This is a genomic window from Alkalilacustris brevis (assembly GCF_003350345.1).
GTDB lineage: Bacteria > Pseudomonadota > Alphaproteobacteria > Rhodobacterales > Rhodobacteraceae > Alkalilacustris > Alkalilacustris brevis.
Map to the genome: position 1 here is coordinate 328,936 of NZ_QNVJ01000064.1, position 23,319 is coordinate 352,254.

The following is a 23,319-nucleotide window of genomic DNA, read 5'->3' on the forward strand; positions in this document are numbered from 1 at the left end:
AAGTCATCCCCCTCGCCGCCGAAGATGATGTCATTGCCCGAACCGCCATAAAGGAAATTGCTGCCATACTGGCCATAGATGACGTTGTTGCCCGAACCGCCATAGATGAAGTCGCCGCCGCCGAATCCGCGCCGGTCGTCACTATCGAACAGGTCGGGGTGTTCGTCGCCATAGATGATGTCATTGCCGGTGCCGCCATAGAGCCGGTCGCTGTCGGGACCGCCAATGATGACGTTATCGCCGCCCACCCCGTAGATGGTGATCGGGCTGTTGCCGCGCTGCCAGAGCAGGTCATTTCCGGTGCCGCCGTAGAAAGTGACCTCGGCATCCGACTCGTTGATGAAAGTGCTGTTGCCCGACCCGCCGCGCGCGGTGACACGGCGCGTGTTGGTCTCGGCGATCAGCACCTTGTTGTTGCCCGGCCCGGTGTCGATGTAGATCTCTGTCACATCGTCAAAACGCTGCATGTCGCCGCCGACATCGACCAGCACCTTGCCATCCTGGGTTTCATGGATGGTGACGGTGTCGGAACGGTCAGAGGTGAAGACAGTCAGCACACCGTTGTTGACCTCGCCCAGCGGGGCAAGCTGGAAATGCTTGTGGTAGTCGAAGCGCCACAGCACCACATCGACCAGCGTGGCCGATTTGTCGAAGATCGTGACCGTGACGAAAAGCAGCTTCAGCTTGATCGTGACAAAGGCCGAGACCTTGGCGCGCACCTCGGCCGATACATCGAAAAGGCCCAGCGGATCGCGCTGCATGATATAGGCGAATTCGTCGATATAGACCTTGCCGTCATAGGTGCCTTCGCGGCTGGCCACATCGTTCAGGTCGAACTCCACCGCGGCGATCAGCTCGCCGCGCACACCGGCCTTGACCTGCATGATGACGAAATCGCCGCCAATCTGGGCGCTGACGCCGATGCGGAACTCGACACGCAGTTCCACACGCTCGGTCCCGTCATCATACCAGTCGCGGGCGTGGAAACCGTAGAACAGGTATTCGGGGTTCTCCCAGCCGGAATCACGGAACAGGTTCAGGCCGCGGCTGTCGAAGCCGAAGCTCAGTTGCACTGTCGCCGAAACCCCCGCGCTGAAGGTCGCCGAAAGAAACGGCGCCCAGATCCAGACGGTCTTCGAAACATCCTTGCTGACATGCAGCGTCGGCACATCGAAGATCAGCAGATCGACATTGCTGGCGCCGGTAAACAGGCCGATTGCCGAAGCCGGATTTTCCAGGATCGGGAAGCGCAGCCCCTCGACCGAGTTGAGCTTGCCGAGGAAGCCCGAAGTCTTGGCATTCGCCGCCTGCCCCTTGCCCGAGGACGAAGAAGGCCGGTTTGTACCGTTTTGCGCCGCAGCCGGCGCCTTGGCCTGGCTGAGCGGATCGATCATGGTGCCGCCGGTCTGCGCCTCGATCGCTTTCTGGTCATAGGCCTGTTTTTGCCGCGGGTCGCCCTGCGCCGAAAAGCTGTAATCGCCAAACCGGATCACCACACCTTGCGCATCGCTGGGCGAAGGCATCGCGTTGATCAGGTCTAGTATACTGGTTACTGTATTGAAAAACTTTACATAATTCGCCGTTCCGCTACCGCCGAATATCTCGATCATGCGCAGCATTGAGGTGGGCGAGCCCAGCAGGTTGGAGATTAGCGGCAGCGGGTCGATGATCGGCGCCAGCGCGTCGCTGATCGGCTGGGTGATCTTCTGCACCTCGCCGATGATCGGGCCGGCGAACTGCGAGATGAAGCTGCCAAGATCAAGCCGGATATCCACCAGCTCGATTGTAGGTGCGCCGCCGAACACCGATTGCACGGTCGGATTGGTCAGATCGACGCTGGCGAAGATCTGCTCGTAATGGAAATCCACCATGAAGCGCGGGAACTGCGCACTGCCACCCAGCGATGACACGAGCCCCAGGCTGACCTGGGCGCGCGCATCGAATTGCGCGCTGACAATATCGCTGAAGCGTTTGCCGCGCAGGTCGTTGCGCAGCGAAAGCTTGCCGTTTTCTTCGGCAGTGCCCGCCTTGGGGTCTTTCAGATCGACGGTGAGCGCGGCCTCTATCTCGCGGTGGCCCGGCCCCATCAGGTTGAAGATGTCGAAGTTGAGGAAGCCAAGCTGCGCACTCAACCGCGCATCGTGTGAAATGTCGCCATAGAGCGCGAGGTAGATTTCCTCGTCGCGGTTGGGGTTGGGGTTGGTGTCGAGGTAGAAATCGAGCGCCCCGTTCAGATAGCTGACCCCGAAGCCCAGCGACACATCGTAATCCATGCCGATACGGATGCCGACATCGCTGTCGAAGCTCAGCGGCAGGCCGGGCACAGACAGCCCCATGTCCAGGTCGACCTCAAGCGGCGGGAAGACATCGCCCATCGCGCGCAGCTTGATCAGCAGGTCGTCATAGCCCTTGGACAGCGACACCTCGACCTGGCGGTAATGGGTGATCTCTTCGCCATCCATCGTATAGAAACGGATGCCGGTGGCCGAGTTGATGCTCGAGAACAGCTCGAACATGCCATACTGGATCAGGTTCACGCTGGTGAAGGTGCCGCCGGAGGCGTCCTTCTCCTCGCGGATCAGCCCGGCCAGGTCGTCCAGCGCGCTGTTGAGCGGACTGACCAGCGTGGACGAGATGAAGTTCGCCCCCCGCCGCGCCGCATCGCCGATGAACGGGATATCGAGGCCGAAAAGCGGCGCGCGCCGGATCTGCGCATCCAGCGCGGTGAGCGCAAATGACAATCCCTCGACCAGCAGCAGCGGGTCTTCGATGAACATGCCGATGCCGATCTGCGGCATCGGGTTGGGCACGTAGTAATAGAAATGATCCTGCATGCTGCCGTCGGCCGTCAGCCCGGCCAGGTCATAGCCCAGGAAAATCTCGTTGCGGTTCAGGAATGAAGGCACCGCCGAGGCCAGGTTGCTCGACGCATATTTGGCGTATCTGTCGGATTCTTCGGCCAGCCACTCGGCGGTGACAAAGGCGTCCGAGCCGGTCAGCGGCGCGGTGCGCGTGGGGAAGTAGACCGGCACCTGAAGCGCGGCATAGCCGGTCGATTTCAGCGAGGCGTTGAATTCGCCGGAATCGTTGGCATTTTCGGTCGAGATCGTGACATCGCTGTCGGTGGTGAACTCGATCGTGGCCAGCCCGTCATCGACGATCTTGCCTTGTGCGTTGGTCACCACTTCGCCATTGGCATCCACCGCGAAGGTGGCATCGAGGATCGCGGCCTCGATCTTGGCGCCGGGGATCAGCGTCAGCCCGGCAGAAAGCGTGGCCTCGGGCACGATGGCGCGCGCGGCATAACCCAGATAGGCGCCGCTGCCCTGCTTGAGCGTCAGGCTGATTTCAGGCTCGGAGATCGTGCCATCCAGATCGAAATGCACCGCGCCTTTCAGGCCGATATCGAAATCGAGCTGCAACTCGATCGGCGAGATCTGCATATCGATATCGATGCCCAGCGCACGCAGGGCGTTCAGCTCGTTGCGCGGCAGGTAATCGCTGGGCCGGATCGTGCGCGTGACCGTCGGGTTGACGTTGGCCACACCATGCGCCAGCGCGAAGGCAAAGAGGCTGATGTCGAATTCCAGCGCCAGCGTCTTGGGCACCGCCGTGCCGTTCTGATCCTCGAAAATAAAGCGCGCGCCCAGGTTCAGGCGGTCGTTTTCCTGGTTGTTGAATAGCTTTTCAAGGATCAGATCGTTGAGCGCGGTGAGATTGTTGTCCGCAGGGTCGTCTTCGTCAAGTTGCTGCTCGGAGATCGCCTTGATCTCGCCCGCGACCGTATCCATCACGTCGAGCACCGCGCCCATGCCGGTCAGGCTATCGATGGATTCGTTGACGAAGGGCAGTTCGATCCCGATCGGCACCCGCGCGATGGCGCTGAACATCAGCGCCATGTCGGCCAGCACCGCGAAATTGAGCGGGGTGGAGCCGATATTGGCCAGATCACTGAGGAACCCGGCACTCAGGCTGGTGATGCCCGGCGCCAGTTCGTATTCGATCAGGATGTAATGCGTCTCAGCGTCGGCATCGAAATTCGTGCCGTTCGCTTCACGGAAGTCAAACCCGGTCGGGGTGCCTCCGGGCATCGGGTTCATCGACACGTTCAGTTGCAGAAGCTTGGTGCTGAAGCTGGTGCCCGCCAGTTCAAGTTCGCCGATCAGCGGCAGCGACAGGTCGAACCGCTTCTCGTTTTCCAGCGTGACGCCATCGAGAGCTTCAATATACACCCGGCTCGGGTTTTCCGGGTCGGTGTCGACCGCAACGCCGGAGCCGTTTTCGTCCTGCAGCAGCCGCAGCGCGAGGAACACTGCCTCCTCGATATCGGCAATGCCATCGCGCGCCACCAGCGCGGCCGAGAACGGATCACTATCATCGGTGGAGGTATAGACACGGGCAGAGGCATTAACGGCGTCAATGCCCAGTTCGGCTTCCAGAAGCGCGTCCAGCACCTCGAAATCGAGGTCGAGCACAAGCTGCGTCTGCGAGCCGAGGAACACTTTCGGGTCGGTCACATCCGACAGGTCCACGCCGATATCCATGCGCAGCCGCACCGAGGCGGCGAACAGCGCCTGCAACCGCCCGGTCATCTGCAGGATCTGCTCAAGCCCGTCTATATTGATAGACGCATCGGCCAGCAGCGATTCCAGCGTGACTTCCAGGTCGATCACCTCCGAGAGCGACTTGCCGATATCGATGCCGATCACCAGGTCGTTACGGTCTGCCGTGCCGGTGGTGTCGATATAATCCATCCGCTCGATCAGCACCCGGCTGCCGCCGTCGATGCCTGCATCAAACCCGAGCTTGGCGAATTCGCTGTCGAGCATCGCCTGAAGCTCGAACAGCGAGTCGTCGAGCGAGCCAACAGCGGATTTGATCACCTCGAACACCCGCACGATGCCCAGCTTGGAATCAACCGAGAAGCCCAGCAGCGGAATCGCCGTGGTCAGCGCCAGGTTGCCCGCGCGGCCGGGAATGATGACCTCGTCGGCGACCTTCTCGATCAGGTTGAGGATTTCAGTCAGCGAGGAGCCAACCCCCAATGAGCCCAGCAGCACCGAAATGTCGAAATCCGGCAGGCTGAAGGAAAGCTGTGGCAGGCTCGGCATACCCGGCAGGCTGGGCAAGTCGGGCAGCGACGGCAGGCTGAACGGCATGCTCAGGCTGGGCAGGCCTGGAAGGCCAGGCAGCCCCGGCAGCACGATATCGGGGAAGTTGATATCGGGCAGACTGAGATCGGGGAAATCGGGCAGGTTGGGCAGGCTGATGCTGGGCAGGCCGGGCAAATCGAAAAGCCCCGGCAGGGACAGCGACGGCAGGCCGAAGAAGCCAAGCCCGAAATTGATCGACGGCAGCGACATGCTGAACGACAGCCCCGGCAGCGTCAGCGTCGGCAACTCGACGCCCAGTGCTTCCACGTCGATGTCGATGGGCAGGACGGCGTCGAAGCTGATGCCCGAGAATATCTTGCTCAGCCCAATCGTGTCGGCATCGACCAGGTTGTAGCTGACAAGCACATCCTCGCCATTGAGCGTGCGCAGGAATTCGGTGCCACCAGAGCCGTCATCGACGATATAGCCAGCCGCATCCTCCGACAGGCCCATCGGCCGCAGCGCGAAGAAGATCGGATCAGCGGTGAGGGTCTTGGTGCCGCCGCTCAGGACATCGGCGGCAGCGCCCAGGTCTTCCGGCGCGCTCAGCGTGTAGCTCGTGCCCGCCGCTGTGGCGACGAATTCGGTGGCCACACTCATTGTGCGCTGGCCCACGCGAATCTTGATCTTGCTCTTGTCGATCTCGACGCCGTTGATCTCGAACGTGCCGGAAGCGGCATCAAAGGCGGCCTTGACCGCATCGATGTCGGCCTCGGTTTCGAACTGATAGAGAATCCGGTCGGGCGTGACCGATACGCTTGTCGGGGTCTGGTTGATCGCGTCGCCGCCGGTGCCGAAAGCCGTCTCGGCGGGCTTGCCGCCACCGTCTCGCGCGACGATCAATTCCGGCTCGCCCGCCGCCATCCAGACCACTTCGACCACACCCGCCTGCGGGTCGGAGGAAAGCACCCGGAAGCTTTCGTCCCCCACGGTCAGAATCGAACCCGCGCGCAGCGCGGTGAGCGCCGCAAGCCTCGCCGAGGCGGTGTCCGCATCCGAGGCGAGCGTCAGCCGCAGCGCCGTGCCGTCCGACGAAAGCGCAAGGCCATTGAGTGTGAACGTATCGCTGCTGACCGCATCGGTGAACGTGTCGCCCTTGCCAAACGGCAACTCCAGATCGAAAGCGAAAAGCTGCGCCACCGGCTGCACATCGCCTGTCCAGGCCACGGTGACAAGATCGGCGGCATCGGCGTCGAATTCGCCGGTGACGACCGCCTCAAGCCCCTCGCCCAGGACAATCTTGTGCCCCCGCGCGGGGTGTTCGCCCTCGGTCAACGCGCGTGCCAGCTTGAAGGTGGCAAGCCCCGTGGACGGGTTGAAGGCGACAGCCACGATTTCGGTGTCATTGCCATCGATGAAGGAAAGGCCCTGAAGCTCGGCCACGCGGCCGTTGGACAGTTGCACCGCCATCACATCGGCGTCGAAGGCAACGGCGCCGTTCCACTCGTCCAGCCCGTCGGTCAGCCCCTCGGGCGGGTCGGCGAAATAGACCCGCAGGCTGCCGTTGCCGCTGTCGGGCAGTTGCGCCGAAGTGCCGACAGACGGCCCGGTGAGGTCGGAGCCGGTGACAGCCGCGCCATCAAGCTCCGGCGTGCCGGAAAGGCGCTTGAGCTTCATCTCGCCGGTGGTGTTCTCATCCATATCACCGGGCAGGAAGGCGAGCACCTTCAAATAGGCGCTGCCCTGCTTGAGCGTCTTGCCGACGAGGCCCTGGTAGTCGTCGTTATTCGCCGCATCCAGCCCGGTCAGCGTCATCGTGCCCGCATCGAGCGACAGCCTTGCCGCCTCGTTGATCGACACGCTGCCCGAGGCGAAGTCGAGGTCAATGCCCACCGAGCCTTCGGGGATCAGCTCAAGCGTGTCGATGGCCACCGATAGCCCGGTCTGATCGCTGATCATCAGTTGCGGCGGCGGGCGCTGGCCCACCGGCACATTGACGTCGATGCCGAACATGAGATCAAAGACCAGGTCAGCGCGCGCATCGATCCGCGCGGTCGCCCCCGCCTCAAACTTCAGCGGATCAAGCCCGAAGCCGCCCAGAAGCGCCTCGGACAGATCCTTGTCGTCCACATCGACGCGGAATTCGTTGCTGAACCCGTAATCGAGCACGGCGATGGACACGCGCATCATGCCATCGGTGCCGTAGGGCTCCAGCACCACCGAGACGTTTGGCGCACCGTTGAGCGACGGCAGAACCGATTGCAAAGCGTTGGTCAGCGTCGTTTCGATCTGGTCGAGCGCATCGCCGCCCGCATTGCGCAGGCGGAACAACTCGTCACGAAGCGCGCCAATGCCGGTCAAGTCATCGAGCGATTTGTCGATCAGCGGAATCCGCGCGTCGATCAACCCGCCCGAGTCGCCATCGCCCAGGATCACATCGAGCGCCGCCAGAATGCCGCGCATCACGTCTGCATAGGTCAGCCCTTCGGCCAGGCTGGCCAGATCACCCGTGATCTTGCGGTATTCGTCGATCAGGAAATCGCTCAAGCCCCCGGGCACCGCGATTTGCGGCGTGGTCAGCGTGCCGTTGCGCAACTCTGTCTCAAGCGTGATGACACCCACCGCCGAATTGCGGCCAAGGCTCAGCGTGACAGGCAGGAAGGCCCCGAAGCTGCCGCGCGCCTCGGTCGAAAGGGTGACGGGCGCGCGTGGCTCGATCAGCGTATCCACAGCATCATTCGAGCCATTGCGGGTGCCGCCCACGAAACGGGCCGATCCGTCATCAAGCTTGACCACCAGCTGATTGCTGACGGCGTTCACAAAGGTGACGACACCGCTTGCGCCGTTTTCGCTGGCCTTGACCTGCGCCCCTTCGATGAAGCCGGCGGCAGCGCCCAGCGTCAGGATCTGATACCTTTCGCCCGACAGATGAACCGGGGCACTGGGGGTGCTGAAGCTGCGCGGCGTCAGAACCCGCCCGACCAGGTCGAGATCGCCGGTATCGACGGCAGAGACATCATTTTCCGCACGATCGAACACGATGGCATCGCCCGCCTTGAGCACGTCAAGCTGCGTTTCGTCGAGCACCTGCGCCCCGAGCCGGGCGAAATCGACCTCGTCAAACCCGGTCTGCCCCGTGACGTGCACGGCCAGTGTGAAACTGGCGGAGCCGGCGGCGTAGATGGATTCCGAGTCCGCGTCGTCGGTTCCTATCAGCTCCAGCGTGCCGCCCGCCCCGGCCAGAATTGAGGCCAACGCATTCCAGTCTTCCACTGAAAGGGTGATCGTCGTGTCGGTCTCCTCGGCGCCGCCCAGGCCGACGGTGACACCGGTGGCGTCGGCATCGTTCGTGGCAACCAGCGCAAAGCCGGCCGTGGCCTCGGTCAGCAGATTTCCGATTTCATCGTTCAGCGTCAGCACGACGCTCCGGTCGGCCTCGGCAATGGTGGCATCGACGCGGGTGCCAGCGCTTTCGGTGAAATAGGAAACCCCCGTGGCACTGGGCGTGAAACCCCGCGCCGCGGCATCGAGCAGCACCTTGCCATCCTCGAGGCCCAGAATGCGGGCACGGATCAGCGTGCCGTCCTCGACCTGCTGCACCAGATGGCTGGCCCCGGCCAGATCACCGGCGGTGATCCCTTCGCCAAAGCTGTAGGCGTCCACAGTGACGGCGCCGAAGATGCCCGAGCCGTCACCACTCAGACCCAGGCGGATGTAATCGCGGCCAAGGCTGTCGGTGCGGCTGTCGCCCCCCGTCAGCCCGACCGAGACGCCGGCCTGGCCGGGCAGGCCCTGCACATCCGACAGACCGCCCGAAGGCGCAAGCACATCGCCCAGCCCCGCCGCGCGCAGATCGCCCTGCGGCACAGCATCACTGCCCATCACCAGCTTAAGGTCAACCGTGCCCTGCGCCGGGTTGAAGCCCGTCACCTCATACCAGTTGGTGCCGTCAGTCAGGTGGCGAAGCTGGTTGAGCCAGACGCCCAGATGCGCCGGGGTTTCCACATCGACCCGCTCGCGGGTCTGGCCGGGGCCAACCTCGACCGTGGTGCTGTTGATGGTGCCGCCCAGCGCCAGAACCGGCGCGCGCAGGTCTGAACCCACCTGCGGCCGGCCCTCATGCCCGATGGCGGTCAGCCAGACGGAATCGCCATTGACCCGCACCACCTCGAACCAGCGGTTCATGCTGTCGAGCAGGTAAAGTCCGTCAAGATCGCTCAGCGACGAGTCGCCATCGAAGGCCACGCGATAGCGGATATCGCCTGTCGTGCCCTCTATGGGCGCCCCGACCTCGCTGATGGTGAGCGCGGGCAGCGTAGCATCGGCAGCCGCGGCGAGATCGCCCAGCAATACCTGCTGACCGTTGCCAAAATCGACCACACGATCAAGTTCGCGCCCCTCAAGCCCCAGGCCACCGGTCTCGACCGAAGCGTTGAGAATGGTCTTGGTCGTGCCGTTGGCAAGCTGGCCTACCGAGGTGACCCGCCCTTCCCAGTCGGTCCCCTCGCCAAGCGCGACCAGAATATCGCCGTTGCGCAGGAAGACTTCCGCGCCGGTCTCAAGCTCGGCCCGCACCGCGCCGACGGCGGCGCCGCTGGCCTCGGCAATCGTTGCGAAAGAGGCCGAAGCGACCACGCCATTCGTGGCAACCCGGTGCAGGCTGTCATCTGCGGCAAAAACCCGGCTGGGCGCCAGCAGGGTCAGCGTGCCGCTCTCGTGATCCCAGGCCTGCACGATGCCGAACGCGGCATCGGGGCCGGTGCCGTTGCTGACCAGTCCGCCCACGGTGAAATCATCCGCGCCATAGACACCGCCGTCGGTTTTGACGCCGAGGCGGATGGTCTGCTGCTGCGCGGCCGGGTCGGAAGACAGCCACATCACCGCGCCGTTGAGCGCCAGTTCCGGCGCGAAGCTCGAAGCATCGCCAAAGGCGCCCAGCACATCCATGGCGCCACTGGAAAGGGTCAGTGTGTTGCCGCCTGTGCCCTGCTCGACCCGCAGGCCAAAGGCCAGATCCAGCCCCGAGCTTTCCAGCAGGCGCAACTCGCGCGGGTAGATCCCCTGCCCGGCAAGCACCAGGTCGATGCGGAGGTTGGCCAGCCCCTCAAGCGCCATGTCCAGACTGACCGAGCCTTCAAAGGCGGTGGCCGCCACCGGGCCGATATCGCCCAGATCATCCAGCGAAAGCTGGATTTGCAGCGCCTCGCGCAGGATCGCCTCGAAATTCAGCGAAACGTCGAGTTCCCACTCGTTGCTGGTCTCTCCCTCGCGGTAGGTCAGCGTCAGCAGGTCGTCGGGCACGCCGGCCTTGCCGGCAATGTCGGCCAGCCATGCGTCCAGCGTCGGTGTCTGCCCGGCTTCGGGGCGGATCACGTCCAGCACATCGGCCAGCACCGCCTTGATCCCTGTGAGGTCTTCGAGCGACTTGTCCACGATCGGCAGGTTGAGTTCCAGCAGGCTGGCCGCCGCGCCATCGCCCTCGATGATCGCCTCAAGGCCCAGCGTGAGGTATTCGATGATCTGCTGCGGGGTTAGCTGATCAAGGTTGGTGATGGCGTCGGTAATGGCGTCGACCCGGCCCTGAATCTCAGCCGCCAGATCACTGGGATCGCCAAAAATCCCGCTCCCGCCCTCGGCGCGCAGGGCATCGAACAGAGCAACCGGGTTGAGATCCGCAAAACCGGCAATCGGCGCCGCGCCCTGAATTGCGCCAATCTCAAGCCCGCCGAAATCGGCCTTGAGGACAATATCGGCGAATACCTCGGCATCCAGCACCGGGCCGAGGTCATCGAGCGTAAAGACCGGCGCAAAACCCGCGCTGATCCGCGTGTTGTCCAGCAGATCCTGAATGAAAGCGGCATCGCCACCGTGCAAGGCGGTCTGGATCGCATCATGCGGTGCATCCAGGATCACCGTCACCGTGCGGCTGGCGGTATCCAGTTCGATGATCCGTCCCACAAGGCCGGAGGCCCCGAAGGACAGATTCGCCAGATCGCCATTCACCGCCTCGGCGATCGTGCCGAGTTCGGCGAGGAAATTGTTGGCTTCTGTCGTGTCCGCAAGGGTGATGTCATAGACAAAGCCCATTTCCGGGCCGACTTCACCGCGCTGGACATCGCGCACCTCGGTCTCGGCGTTGCCGATGGCTTCAAGCGTCAGGTTGCTCCATGTGCCATCCAGAAAGCCCGAAGGCACCGCGACATACACATGATCGGCCTGCGCGTCGGTGGGCGGGACGAGCGGAACGGCGAAGGACAGGCGCTGGCCGTTGTAATCGAAGGAAAGCAGCACATCCGAGAAATCATCAAACCAGCCGGCAGTTTGCCCGGCCGGTAGATCAAGGCGGATCTGGCTGCCCTCGCGCGCGAAGCTGGCGATATCCATCGCTGTGCCCGGCACCACCGGGCGGAAGAGATCGCCCTCGCCGATGGTCGTTTTGGTGGCGTCGGCGTCCGTATGGCGTTCGTCAAGCCAAAGCTCGTTTTCGCTGACCAGCACCACGCCATAACGCGTCTGCCCCGCGGCGATGGCATCGACGCTGCTGTCATGTAGCGCCGATTGCGACAGCGTGGTGTTGACCACGCGCGTTGCACCGCCAAGGATCAGGTCATTGGTCAGCGCCAGCCCTGTGATGTAGACACCGCTATCCGCACCGATCTGCGACACGCTCTCCACGCCGCCCGCCGCCAGGCTGGGCGCATCGGTGCCGATCAGGTAATACTGCCCCGGCGCCGCATAGTCGGGATGCGCCAGCCCGAAGCGGAGCGAGGCCGGGCTGGAGCCATCGCTGCCACGCAGTTCCAGCACCCCGCCGCTGATTGACGCCGCAAGATCGCTTGAAAGGCCAACGCGCATGGCGATGTCATCGGCGCCGATGCCGAAATTGACTGCCAGGTTGCTGTCGGTGGAGACGTAAAGCTGCGGCGCCAGCAGGCCCGGGTTGCCCGCAAGCGAACCGAGCGAGTTGAGCGAGGCATCGACCGAGAGCGCGCCGCCGAATACCAGCAGCCCCGAAACCCCGACACTGGCCTGCGCGGTGGCGCCGATTTCGGCGCTCAGCCCGGTGCCGCCCGCGCCGATCATGTCGGCGATATCGATGTCGATCGCACCGCGCGCCAGCACGGCATCGTCGAAATCAAGCCGCATCTCGATCCCCCGCAGCGGGATGCCGCCGTTCCACGGGTTGCCCGGCAGGGTCGAGAAATTGAGGCTGAACACCGGCGGCTGGTTCCAGCCCGTGACCGAGGCCAGCGCCGCGTTCACGTCACGCTCAAGGATCAGCAGCGCATCGGTGATCGTGGCCTGGCCGGCATCGATGGTATCGAATACCTGATTGATCGCATCGAACACCGCCTGCACCGGCAGCAACTCGTTGATCGACTGGTCGATGAAGGGCAGCTTTTCGGCAAGGAAGCCTTCGCTGGCATCGGGGTTGCCACGAATCCAGGCAATGGCCTCCTCGGCCATGCCGCGCAGATCCTCAAGCGTGAAGCCCGTGAAATCGTCGAGGATCGGCATCAGCAACGCGCGCAGGTCCAGATCCTCGGGCACGTTGATAAAGCCGATGTCGATCTCAGGCGTTTTCAGCGCGTCGGCCGACAGCGTGCCGGTCAGCGCGGCATTGGCGTAGGCCTCGATCGGCTGCAATTCCTCGCCGAAAGTCCGGTGCAGCGCCATGTCGGCGCGGAAACCGCCCTCGACCAGCGTTCCGACATTGCCCGCCTGATCGACTGTCAACGCGATCCGCGCGCCCGAGCGGGCAAGCTGATCGGCCAACGGTGCAGAGGTCAGGCTGATGTTGTCGGAACGGCCGAAGCTGACCGCCGCGTCGCGCGCCACAAGGCCGAAGCGGCCCAGGCTGCCCGCGTCGATGGCCAGCGAAATGTCGGTCGGGTCGAGCGCGGCCAGCGCCTGCACCGAAATCGGCGTGATGGTCTGGCCGCTGGTCAGGGGCTTGTAGCCGCCGTTCTGGACATCCTCGACCACATAGCTGAATTGCGGCCCGTTATCCCAGGAGACCTCAACCTTGAGATCGAGATCGAGCTTCAGCGCATAGCGGATCTTGGTGCCGTGAATTGCCGCCACCTGGATCAGGCCGGGGTCGAACAGGCCAAGCTGGTCGATCAGTGCCTGCGCATCGGCCAGTTTCAGCGCGCCCAGGTCGATGCCCAGATCGATACTGCCCTCGATCAGCCGCTGCCCGGCAATATCCAGCACGATGCTGTCGGCAAGCCCGCCGTTTACCGGCGCACCCGCCGCGATGCTGACCACCAGTTCTTCCGGTGCAAACCGCGCCGGATCGCTGTTCGAGGTCATGGCGTCATGGATCAGCCCGGCGGCGAATTCCAGCGCCTGGCCGGGGGCGTCGCGCATGAGATCAAGCGCCGCGCGCAGCCCCGCCTTGAGGCCCGTCATCTCCTCAATGGATTTACCAAGGCCCGGAATGACCATGTCGTACAGGCCGCCGTCGCGGTCGAGATCGCCCAGAAGCTGCTCGCCCAGCATCTCCAGCGCGGCGGTGATGCGGCTGAGGTCGCCCCAGCCCGCCTCAAGCGCCGAAATGCCGGCGGCATCCAGGATGCGTTCTATCAGGTTGCCCGAGGCGAATTCGAGCGTCGGCGCGGTAAAGGTGCCCACCTGCAGCCCCGCCGCAAGTGACGCGCTGCCCAGCGAAACCGTCAGCGGCGTGGCGCCATCGGAAAAGATTACCCGCGCCTGGGCGTCGAGTTCGGCATCGGCGGCAAAGGATATGTCGGTGCGCGGGCGCATCGCGGTTGCATTGAACTGCGGCGCGATCTGCGCGTAATCGGGCTGCTGGTCGTCAAAGCGCGCCTCGATCCGCGCGGTGCCCAGCGTCACCGGGGTGTCGCCCGCCCCGAGCGTGACGCGCACGTCCTTCGCGCCGATGATCGGCACCGAGAAGTTGAGAAGCGTGCCGTCCTGCGCCAGTTTCAGGTCGATCTGCGCATCGACACGGGTGGCGAACTCGTCGATGAACACCAGCGGCAAGGTGGCGACAGCCTGCACATCAATATTAGTTGCGGTTCCGAAGCTGAGCTTCACGCCCTCGCCGATCTGGCCGCTACTGACAAGTAGCCCGACCTGGCCATCCTTGCCCGAGGTGACCGTGCCGCGCGCGATCACATTCCCTTGGCCGTCAGTCGCCGTGAACCCATCCCCGATGGCGGCATTGACCGCAGCCTCGGTGATGTCGGCGGCCTCCACCACCACGGTGCGCAGGTCGATGTCAAAGCGCATCTGCCCGAGAAGCGGGGCCGAAGCCGTGCCATTGGCGAACGACGCCCAGGCCACGACATTGTCGTTGCCGCCGGTCGCCTCCGCCACGATCAGGCTGGCGGTCGCGCGCGCGCGCTCCGGTGTGAGATAGTCGAACACCAGCTTTTCGGCATCTTCGGGGTCGAAGCCCGCGTCCCATTCCACATGCACCGTATCGCCGTTGATGACGCGCACCACGCCATTGGCCAGCACCTCGCCATCGGCGCCGAGCACGCGAAGCGGCGAGCCTTCGACCAGGCCGCGATCGGCCGTCAGGATTTCGATCTGCGCGGCGGTCAACGTGATCGTGCCATGCATCGTCTGCACGCCGCCGGTGAACACCATCTCGAGGTCAGCCGTCGGCGCGCTCTCGGGGATCGGTATGCCGAGGAATTCGGCGAACGCCGCGAGCGTCAGCCCTTCGAGCGGCATGTCATCCGGCTGCGCGATCTCGACAATCACGCCCAGGGTGTTACGCTCATCCAGGCTAGGGCCGGCGGGGGCCTCGATGCGCACGACCACCGGGCTGTCCTCGCCCAGCGCCTCGCGCAGGATGCCCTCAAGCTGGGCGATGCCGGTTTCCGGCGCGGTGGCAAGTGCCGTGCGCAACGCATCAAGCGCCGTGTCCAGCCCGATGATTTCCGACAGGCTCTTGCCGATCAGCGGCAAGGGCTGTTCAAGCACCGCAATCCCCGTGGCGCTGCTGGCCCCGTCAAGCAGCGCATCGAGCGCGGCATTGAGCGTCGAAGCCAGATCGCTGACGCGGAAGCTTTCCAGCGCCTCGTAGATGCTGGCGAAACGCACTTCATTGAACGATGGCGGGGTTGCGTTGAACTGCGTGTTCTGGTTGAATTCGTCCGAGGTGCCCACCGTCTCGGGCAGGTCGAGACTGACCTTCAACCCGACATCCACATCAGAGCCGCCATTGCCGTCATTCGCCGTCGCATTGGCTTCGAGGTCAAGGTTGAGCCCTTTGAGGTCCAACTCCGGGCTGACCATCTCGGGCAGCGCCCCGATCCCGACGATCAGCGCCCCTGCCCAGTCATCGATGGCATCGCGCACATCGGACAGGGGCTGGCCAAGCGCCGCACCCACCGCCGCGATGGCAGCGCCTGTCAGTTCCTCGATCTCGGCGGCGGTCAGATCGCCCAGCGGCTTGCTGCCGCCTCCGTCAAGATCGACCGCGATCGCGCGCACATCCGCCAACAGATCGACGAGTTCGCCAACCCGCGTGTTCAAATCGCCGGCCTGCTGCGCCGCCAGTTCGGCCCGGGTGATGACATCGGCAAGGCTGGCCGTGGCGTCAGCGTCTTTCAACTCGGCTTCAAGCGCCTCAAGCAGCCCCTTGCTGCCATTGGCCAGCCCCGCCGCAAGCACCAGGTCGTTGCTCAGTGCGGCCATGCGGTTCTCGGCCTTGGCAAGCTGGTCCAGCCCCGCCTGCAATGCCCCGCCCCGGATCGTCTGCAACGCGGCGCGGTAGGCATCGGCGATCGAGAAAAGCGCTGCCTCGAACTGGGCCACCGCCGCCTCGGCCAGCGCCAGATCTTCCAGCGCGTCGCGCATCTGCCCATCCTGCGCGGTCAGCGCGGCATGGGTCTGCACCATCGCGGTGCGGGCGGATTGCGCGGCATCCGCAATGGCCTCGGCGCGGTCTTCCACGGCGCCGGCGCGCGCAAGCAGGCTGTCGCGAAGATCCCCTGCGGGCAACGCATCGGCCAGCGCCAGAAGCGCCCCGGCGGCGTCCTTCAGCGTGTTGGCCGCCGCGGCCACCTGCCCGGCCAGATCGCGCGCCGCTTCCAGATCGGCCAGAATCGCGGCGGTCTGCCCCAACGGGTCGGAGGACGGCAGCGCCGCACGGGCAATCGCCACAGCCGCGCGCGCCTGCGCCTCGTTCCAGTTATGTTCCAGCGCGGCCAGATCGCCGGCCAGCCGCAGAGCCGCGGCCTCGGCATCCTGCGTGTCGGCAAGCGCCAGCACATCGCCCGCGTTGCCAGCCCCCACCAGAATACCGGCCAGCGCGCTCATCTGCGCGACCTGCGCCAGAACCTGATCGGCGGCGGCCTTGCGCTGGGTCAGATACCCGGCCAGCCCGGTTTCGGCAAAGGCATTGGCGGCCATGTCCTCGGCATCGGCCAGCCGCGCAATCAACAGATCGCGTAGCAAATCCATCGCAACGCGCGCATTCCCCAACGTGGCCTGCCGGGCAGCAAATTCTGCCTGAAGGCTTGCCACCAGAGCATTCGCCTGGTCGAGCCGCGATTTCAGCACCGGGTTGCCGGTGGATTCATCATTCGGGTCTTCAAGAGAACGATCAAAACGCGCCTGCGCATCCACTGCCGCACTCTCTGCCGCGGTCAAGGCGGCGGCGGTGTCGAAAAGCGCATCCGCCGCCGCCTGTGTCGCGGCGCGGGCCTCGCGCAGGTCATTCAGCGTGCGCTCGACGGCGGCAAGCTGCGCCTGCGCCTGCGCGGTGTCGATCGACAGCCAGGCATCCGAAATCCCGCTCACCACCGAGAACTGCGCCGCCTGCCCGAACTGGCCGAGCGTTGCGCTGCTCAGGTCGAGGAAGGTATCAGGCGTACCATCGCCATCGAGGTCAAGCTCGATGGTGGAGTGTTCGGAGTCGCGGCCCAGCTGGATCTGCTTTTCTTCGGCAGTCAATTCGGCGAGGTCGAACTTCTCGGTGCTGGAGGCAACGGTGAAGTCGATCCGCCCGTTCTGCCCGCCGCCCAGCAGCACGTTGCCATCCTTGCCGAGCCCGATGCGGAAATGCGGCTGCACGAACAGGTCGGCATCGGCGCGCAACAACCCGTCTTCATTGACCAGCGCATTGTAATCGGGCGTGCCCGGCGCCAGGCCCAGCATGGCGGCAAGCTGCTCCACCCCGATGGAGGCGCGCGCCTGATAGCCGAACTTGATCGTCGGCGCGTAGATCATCACCATCCGCGCGGTCTTGACGTCATATTCGAACCGGATCGGCAGATCGAGCGGGTCCATCGCGTTGACATCGCCCGGCGTGCCCACGGCAGTCAGCAGCGCGTCGCTCAATTCGCGCGCGATGAAGACAAGCGTCTGACCGTTGAGTCCGGACGCCCCCTCGCCGCCCATGCGGTCGATCACCGCATCGAAACCCAGCGCCTCGCGCAGGCTGGCATTATCGGACAGCAGAATATCTGCGAGGCTCAGCCCGCCGGAGAACGGCACCTCCACCCCGAACAGGTCAGCAAACAGCCCGCCATCGCCGGTCAGTGCCTCGGCCAGCCGCTCCATCCCGTCGGCCATATGGCCATTGACGGTGATGTTGTTCACGCTGGTAGGCAACTCTGACAGAAGCCGCTCAGCCAGATAGGCGGTGATCGCCGCGCCCTCGACCGTGCCGTCGGTGAAGGCGGCAATGGCCTCAAGCACGCTGGCGTTCGGCCCGCCGAGGAAGTCGATGCGCAACTGCCCCGCCGCACCACCGCCGGTTGAGGTAAGGCCCACCTCGAACACGGCCTGCCCCTGCATCTGCGCCTGCACACCACCCGAGAGGTCTTTTGCGCCCTCGACCGGGGCAAACACGAAGCGCGGCGCAAAAATCAGCCGCTGGGTCGCGGTCGGGTTGCTGAACACATCCTCGCCCACGACAACAGCCTGCGCGCCCTGGAACTGCACGAAATCGCGCGTGCCGGCATCGGTGGTGGAGGTCAGCTTCAGCCCGCCATCGACGCGCGACAGCTCGATGAACGCCTCGAACTGGCCGCCGATGCGGCGCAGGCCGAAATCGATCTCCAGCCCCAGGTCAAGCTCAAGCCCGAACTCGTAGCCGGGGATGCGGATATTGTCGCCCACCAGGTGGATGTCGGTGTTGCCAAGCTGGAAAAGACCGGGAAGGTCGAAGACATCGGCTGTCTTGTTCAGGGTGACGAGGTCTTCGATGGTGATGCGATAGCGCAGCTCGTTCAGAAGCTGCTCATCGGGCGAGAGCCCGGCCGGCAGGGTGCCGATCTCGCTTGAGGACTCATAAACTGCCGCAGGATCGTTCGGGTCGTAAAGCCCCTTTTCCGCGTCGTCGCGGTTCTCCAGTGTCGCGGCATCGCCATTCACCAGCTTGACCCCGACCATGGCGTCAAGCCGTCCGGCAAGGTCCTGCACGAAGGTGATGAGATCGCCGTATTCGTCGGCATGGATCGGCGTCGCCGGATCGGTCAACGCCTCCAGCGCGGCGAGATGGGCCGCCACCGCGTCGGGGATGTTCTCGAACAGCACGCTCGCGTCGGCGTCATTGAGCAGGTCGAAGAAGGACAGGTTGTTGAGCAGCGGAATCGGCGCGGTCATGAACCCGCTGATGCCATCGGCCGACTCGACGCTGCGCAGCAGAAGCGAAACGAAAGGCGACACACCGCCGCCAGCGGCCTCCATCCAGCGCGAGAGAAAGCGCTCATCCGCCTGCTCGAGCAGGGTGCGCAGTTCCCATTCGGCATCGTTGACGAGAAGCGCGCGCGGCCCGTCCAGCCCGATATCGTTATAGCCTTCCTTCACGAAGCTGATCGGGTAGTCCATCCCGTCATATTCGACCGGCAGGCGAAGCTGGTAGATCGCGCCGTCCTTGTCGGTATTCTTGGGCACGAACAGCGGCGATCCGCCGCCGGTATAGACGCCGCTGTCATTCGCCTCGGCGTCGATCCCGAGGATCAGGCCGAAGAAGAAGTCATCGACATCCAGCTGCCCAAGCCCGCCCAGGTCAATGCGGAATCCCGTGCCCGAAAGCCCTGCACCGAACTCGCGGTCAAGCAGGTCTTCGGCGCTCAACCCGGTGATCGCGCTCAGTTCGCCGGTTCCGGTGCCCTGCGTGCTGCCGGTGACGGTGTTGCCATCGGCCAGCAGGCGGAACTCGAAAATGCGGCTGTCATCGGGTTCGACGAAGTCAATGTCGAAGCGCAACTTGCCGTCAGCGCCGACGACATGGCGGATCTGCGCCGACATGCGCACTGAGACCACGGGCCGCAGGCTCAGCGCCCCGCCCAGAACCGAAAATGCCGCGATGCGCGACAGGTCCATCAGCATGGGTGGCAGGAACTGGTCTTCCAGCACGAAATCGACCTGCACATGGTCAGGCGCTGCCCCGTTGCCAACCGCTTCCACTTCGTAGAAATCGATACCCGAAAGCGCGGCGGCGATGCCGTCCAGCGCCTCGGCTTCCAGCCCGTCGAGCGAGGCCGCCAGCGCATTTACCAGCCAGTCTTCGAGGTCGGCGCCCGCCTGTCCCTTGATGAAATCAACAAGCCCGCCACCCAGCGGCGGGATGAACACGTTAAGCTGCGACATCGCGCTCAGCGCATTGAGGAAACCCTCGCCGAAGCGCTGGTCGAGCGACCGCAACTCCAACTCGTAAAGCGCCTGGCGCACCGCGTCGCTATCGAGGAAGCCCGCCCAGCCGGTGTTGACCGTGCGCAGCGACTTGAGCGCATGGGGGATGCCGCCCTCTCCGTCGCGCAGCTCGATCACATAGGTGTCGTTCAACACCGACAGCGCGCGCAGGTCGTCATTGCCGCGCGGGTCGGAGAACACCAGGTCGAGCGAGAGCCGCGCCTGCGTATCGGCGAAATCCCACTCGCCGTTGCTCAGGATCGCATCCTGCGCCACGCCAAGGCGCAGCGTATCCAGGTCAACGCGCGGCCCACCCGGCAGGCCGCTTTTCAGATCGGCCAACGAGTTGTCGACCGAAATGATATCCACCCCGATGCGGAAATCTTCATAGTTGACAGCGGCCCCCGCCCCGGCGGTGAACCCCATGCGCAGGCTCGCGCCCACCTCGGCATCGGCCAGACGCTCGCCAATTTCGAAAAACAGCGGAATCTCGCCCCAGATCGCCCGCTGGCCCAGCACCGTGTCGATCAGCGCGCCGTCGATCTGCACCGAAAGGCTGCCGGAGGCGCCGTCTTGAACGAGGCTGATTGCCAGATCGCCCGCACCCGCGCTGATTGTAAGCACGCCATCCGCAGCCGAGGCCGAGAACTCGGGCAGATCGTCAAAATGATCGGCAAGCGACTGGGCGACTGCCTCCGGCGTCGGGTTAGCCCCTGCATCGACAAGAACCGATGTCGCCCCAACGCTGAATCGATAGCTTTGCGAGGCCGCGAAGGTCACCCCGCTGAGATCGACAGTCCGCGCGTTGCTCACCTGTTCCGAGGCGGGCGAGATCTGCACGCCAGCAACCCCGTAGCCGAGCGAAATCAGCGCATCCGAACCTGCCGTGTCCATGTCCAGCGCGGCGGCGCTCTCAAAGGCCTCAACCCCCAGCAGCGCGGCATTGACAGACTGCGCGATTTGCGCCAGCGCCGTGGCGCCGCGGTCTTGCGGGTCCAGCGCGGTCCAACCCGCAGCGACAGCATCGCTGACACCGCGCACAAGCTGCGGCAGGGCACCATCGGCGCGGCCCAGCCCGGCCAGGTCGGCCAGCGTGAGCAGATCGCGGTTCGGCGCGTTCTCGTCCACCTCGCCCTGCCGCAGCACCGAAAGCTGGTTTTCGGGCATGTTGTCGGGATTGGTGCCGCGCAGGTAGGGGGTCTTGTCCTGGCCACCGATACCGGCAGACAGAAGGTCACGCTCCAGCGCCAGAAGACCCATGAGCGCCATGCCGTCAGGCCCGACCGGATGCGCGCCTTGCAGCCGGTCCTGCACCCGTTGCAGCCACTGCATGTCGATCCCGGTGTCAGCCTGAAGCTGCGCGAAAGGATCGTCGCGCCCCAGAAGCTGCTGCACGGATTGCGCATAGACGGGCACCGCCGCCTCGCCGCTGCCTGCCAGCACGTAATCGCCCGAAAACGCCTCCGCCAACCGGCTGTCGCCGAACTCCAGCGGCAGGCGAAGCGCCCAGGCGTAATGGCCATGATCGGCCCCGTCGCCCTGAAGCGAGAGGTTGAGCTGCACCCGCGAATAATCGGGCGTTGCATCGACCGGGAAGGCGTCGGTCACCAGCGCCGCGGGCGCCGGGCTGAGACGCACGACCAGGGGCGCAAGCGTGCCGAGATATTCGATGAGCAGCACCGCGCCATCACGGCTGAGCGTGAGGCCCAGCGCCGAGGCCTGATCGTGCAACGCATCGCGCAAGGCTTCAGCCCGCGCTTCGGCATCGGCGCCCGTGATGGGGCCGGTCTGCACCTGGGTCTGACCCAGATCCACCACCCAGGAAACGCCATCCAGCGGCGGCAGGGTCAGGCTTTGCCTTGCGAACACACCTGCGACGGATTTGGTGCCATCGCGCGTGGAAACCTCAGTGCTGTCGCGCGTCAGCGACGCTTCCCCACCCATCGGGCCCGCCAGCTTGGCCGTCAGCACCAGCGCGCCGTTGACCGCGCGCATCTCGAACGGCGCGTCGGCATAAGCCGAGTCGGCGCTCATGCGGCGCACGAGATCGGACAGCAGGAACGGGTCGGCTTCGCTGCGGTCGCCCGCAGCGACCGTGGCTGCAACGGTCACGCCACCCCAGGTGAGTTCATATTCCCCCGCGGCAAGCCCCTTGCCGTCAGCTTCCAGATCAACGGTGAGGTATTCTTCCGCGTTGACCGGCGCGGTGGTCAGCGCCGCCTCGCGGGTGATCGCTGCGCCGAAATCGAAGCGCAGGTCGGTGGTATGGGCAGAAACCGCCCCGTTATTGAGCGAAGTTTGCGTGGCGAAGGTGATCTGCCCGCGCGCGTCGGGCACGAGATCGCCGAACACGGCAAGGCCAAGGTCGTCCCAGCCACCCGCACCGGGCAGGAGCCCCGCGTCGAACCCGCCCCACAGGCCGTTATAGGTGACAAGGCGGACAATTTCGCCCGTGTCGTGATCGATGGAAACGTCGATCCGATTGAGCATCGCCAGCGCACGCGCCGCGATCAGGTCGGCGCGGGCCTCAAACTGAATATCCGTTTCACCACTCAGCTTGTCGAGCACAACTTCGAGCGCCCCGGCCAGCGCGGCCCTGTCGATCGTCTCGGAGCCGCGCACATAGGCATCGGTCAGGCTGTTTTGCTGGGTCTCGTTCAGCGTGGCGGGCAGGCCGGCAGAGTCGAAAAGCTCATCCACCCGCGCCGCATAAGCCGCCGCGCCGGATTCGCGCGAGACTTTCTCAAGCGCCTTGGTCACGTCCTCCAGCGTCGCGCCATGCAGCGGGTCGGCGGCGCCGTTGTCGGGCAGCAGTGCCAGCCCATCAAACACCCCGCCTTCGGCAAACACCCCGTGCAGATCGAGGTCAGCTTCGGCAGCTTCCACCGGCTCGTCGGCCAGCTTTTCGAAAACGTTGCCATAGCTCAGCAGGATGCCCGGCACGGTGCCGAAATAGAGGCTCTGCGTCTCGATCTCGCCAACGCTTGTCTCAAGGATCCAATCGCCGCCCATGTCGTAGGAACCGGTGGCATCGATCGAGGCCGCCACATCCGCGCCGGTCAGCGTGGCCAGCCGCTCGGGCAGCAACCCCTGCCCCAGATCGCAGGCATAGAGCATCAGGTCGCCACTGGGCTTGAGCGCCTGCGCCAACGCCTGGACCACCGGATCGTCGGCCGCGACATCCTCGCCAATGATCCGCTCGCCCACCTGGAAGCCGGCGGCATGGCCATGCGCCAGCCAGTGCACCGCATCAAGGTCGCTTGCGCCCGTCAGCGCGTCGAGCACGTCCTGTTCGCTGGTGACTTCGACATAGCGTTGCGGCCCGGTCTCGTCGAAACCCGCGGCGCGCAATGCCTCGACCAGCGCGGCCATGTCGCCTGCGCGGCTGTCCACCAGCACAAGCTCCTGCGCTTGCAGGCTTTCCGGCTCGGCATCGTTGGAGATGACCGTTTCGCCCGTGGTTTCCTCACGATCGAGCACCCGGACATAGGCCTCGGGGCTTTCGTCGCGCAAGTCGGGGGCATAGGGGATCAGATCAACCGACAGAAGAATTCTGTCTTCCAGAGGTTCGACCGCCATTCTGCGCCGGGAAATCGGGCTT

The 23,319-nt window shown here is 64.6% G+C and carries 1 protein-coding gene (only partly in view); it reads right to left on the minus strand.

Annotated elements, in window-relative coordinates:
- Window positions 1-23,297, minus strand: the 5' portion of a protein-coding gene (locus tag DQ229_RS10990) for a DUF4347 domain-containing protein (RefSeq protein ID WP_162300835.1). It extends 18,433 nt beyond the left edge of the window; 23,297 of the gene's 41,730 nt are visible here — the first part of the coding sequence; the start codon lies at window positions 23,295-23,297; its stop codon lies off the left edge, out of view.
- Between the last annotated feature and the right edge of the window lie 22 nt (window positions 23,298-23,319).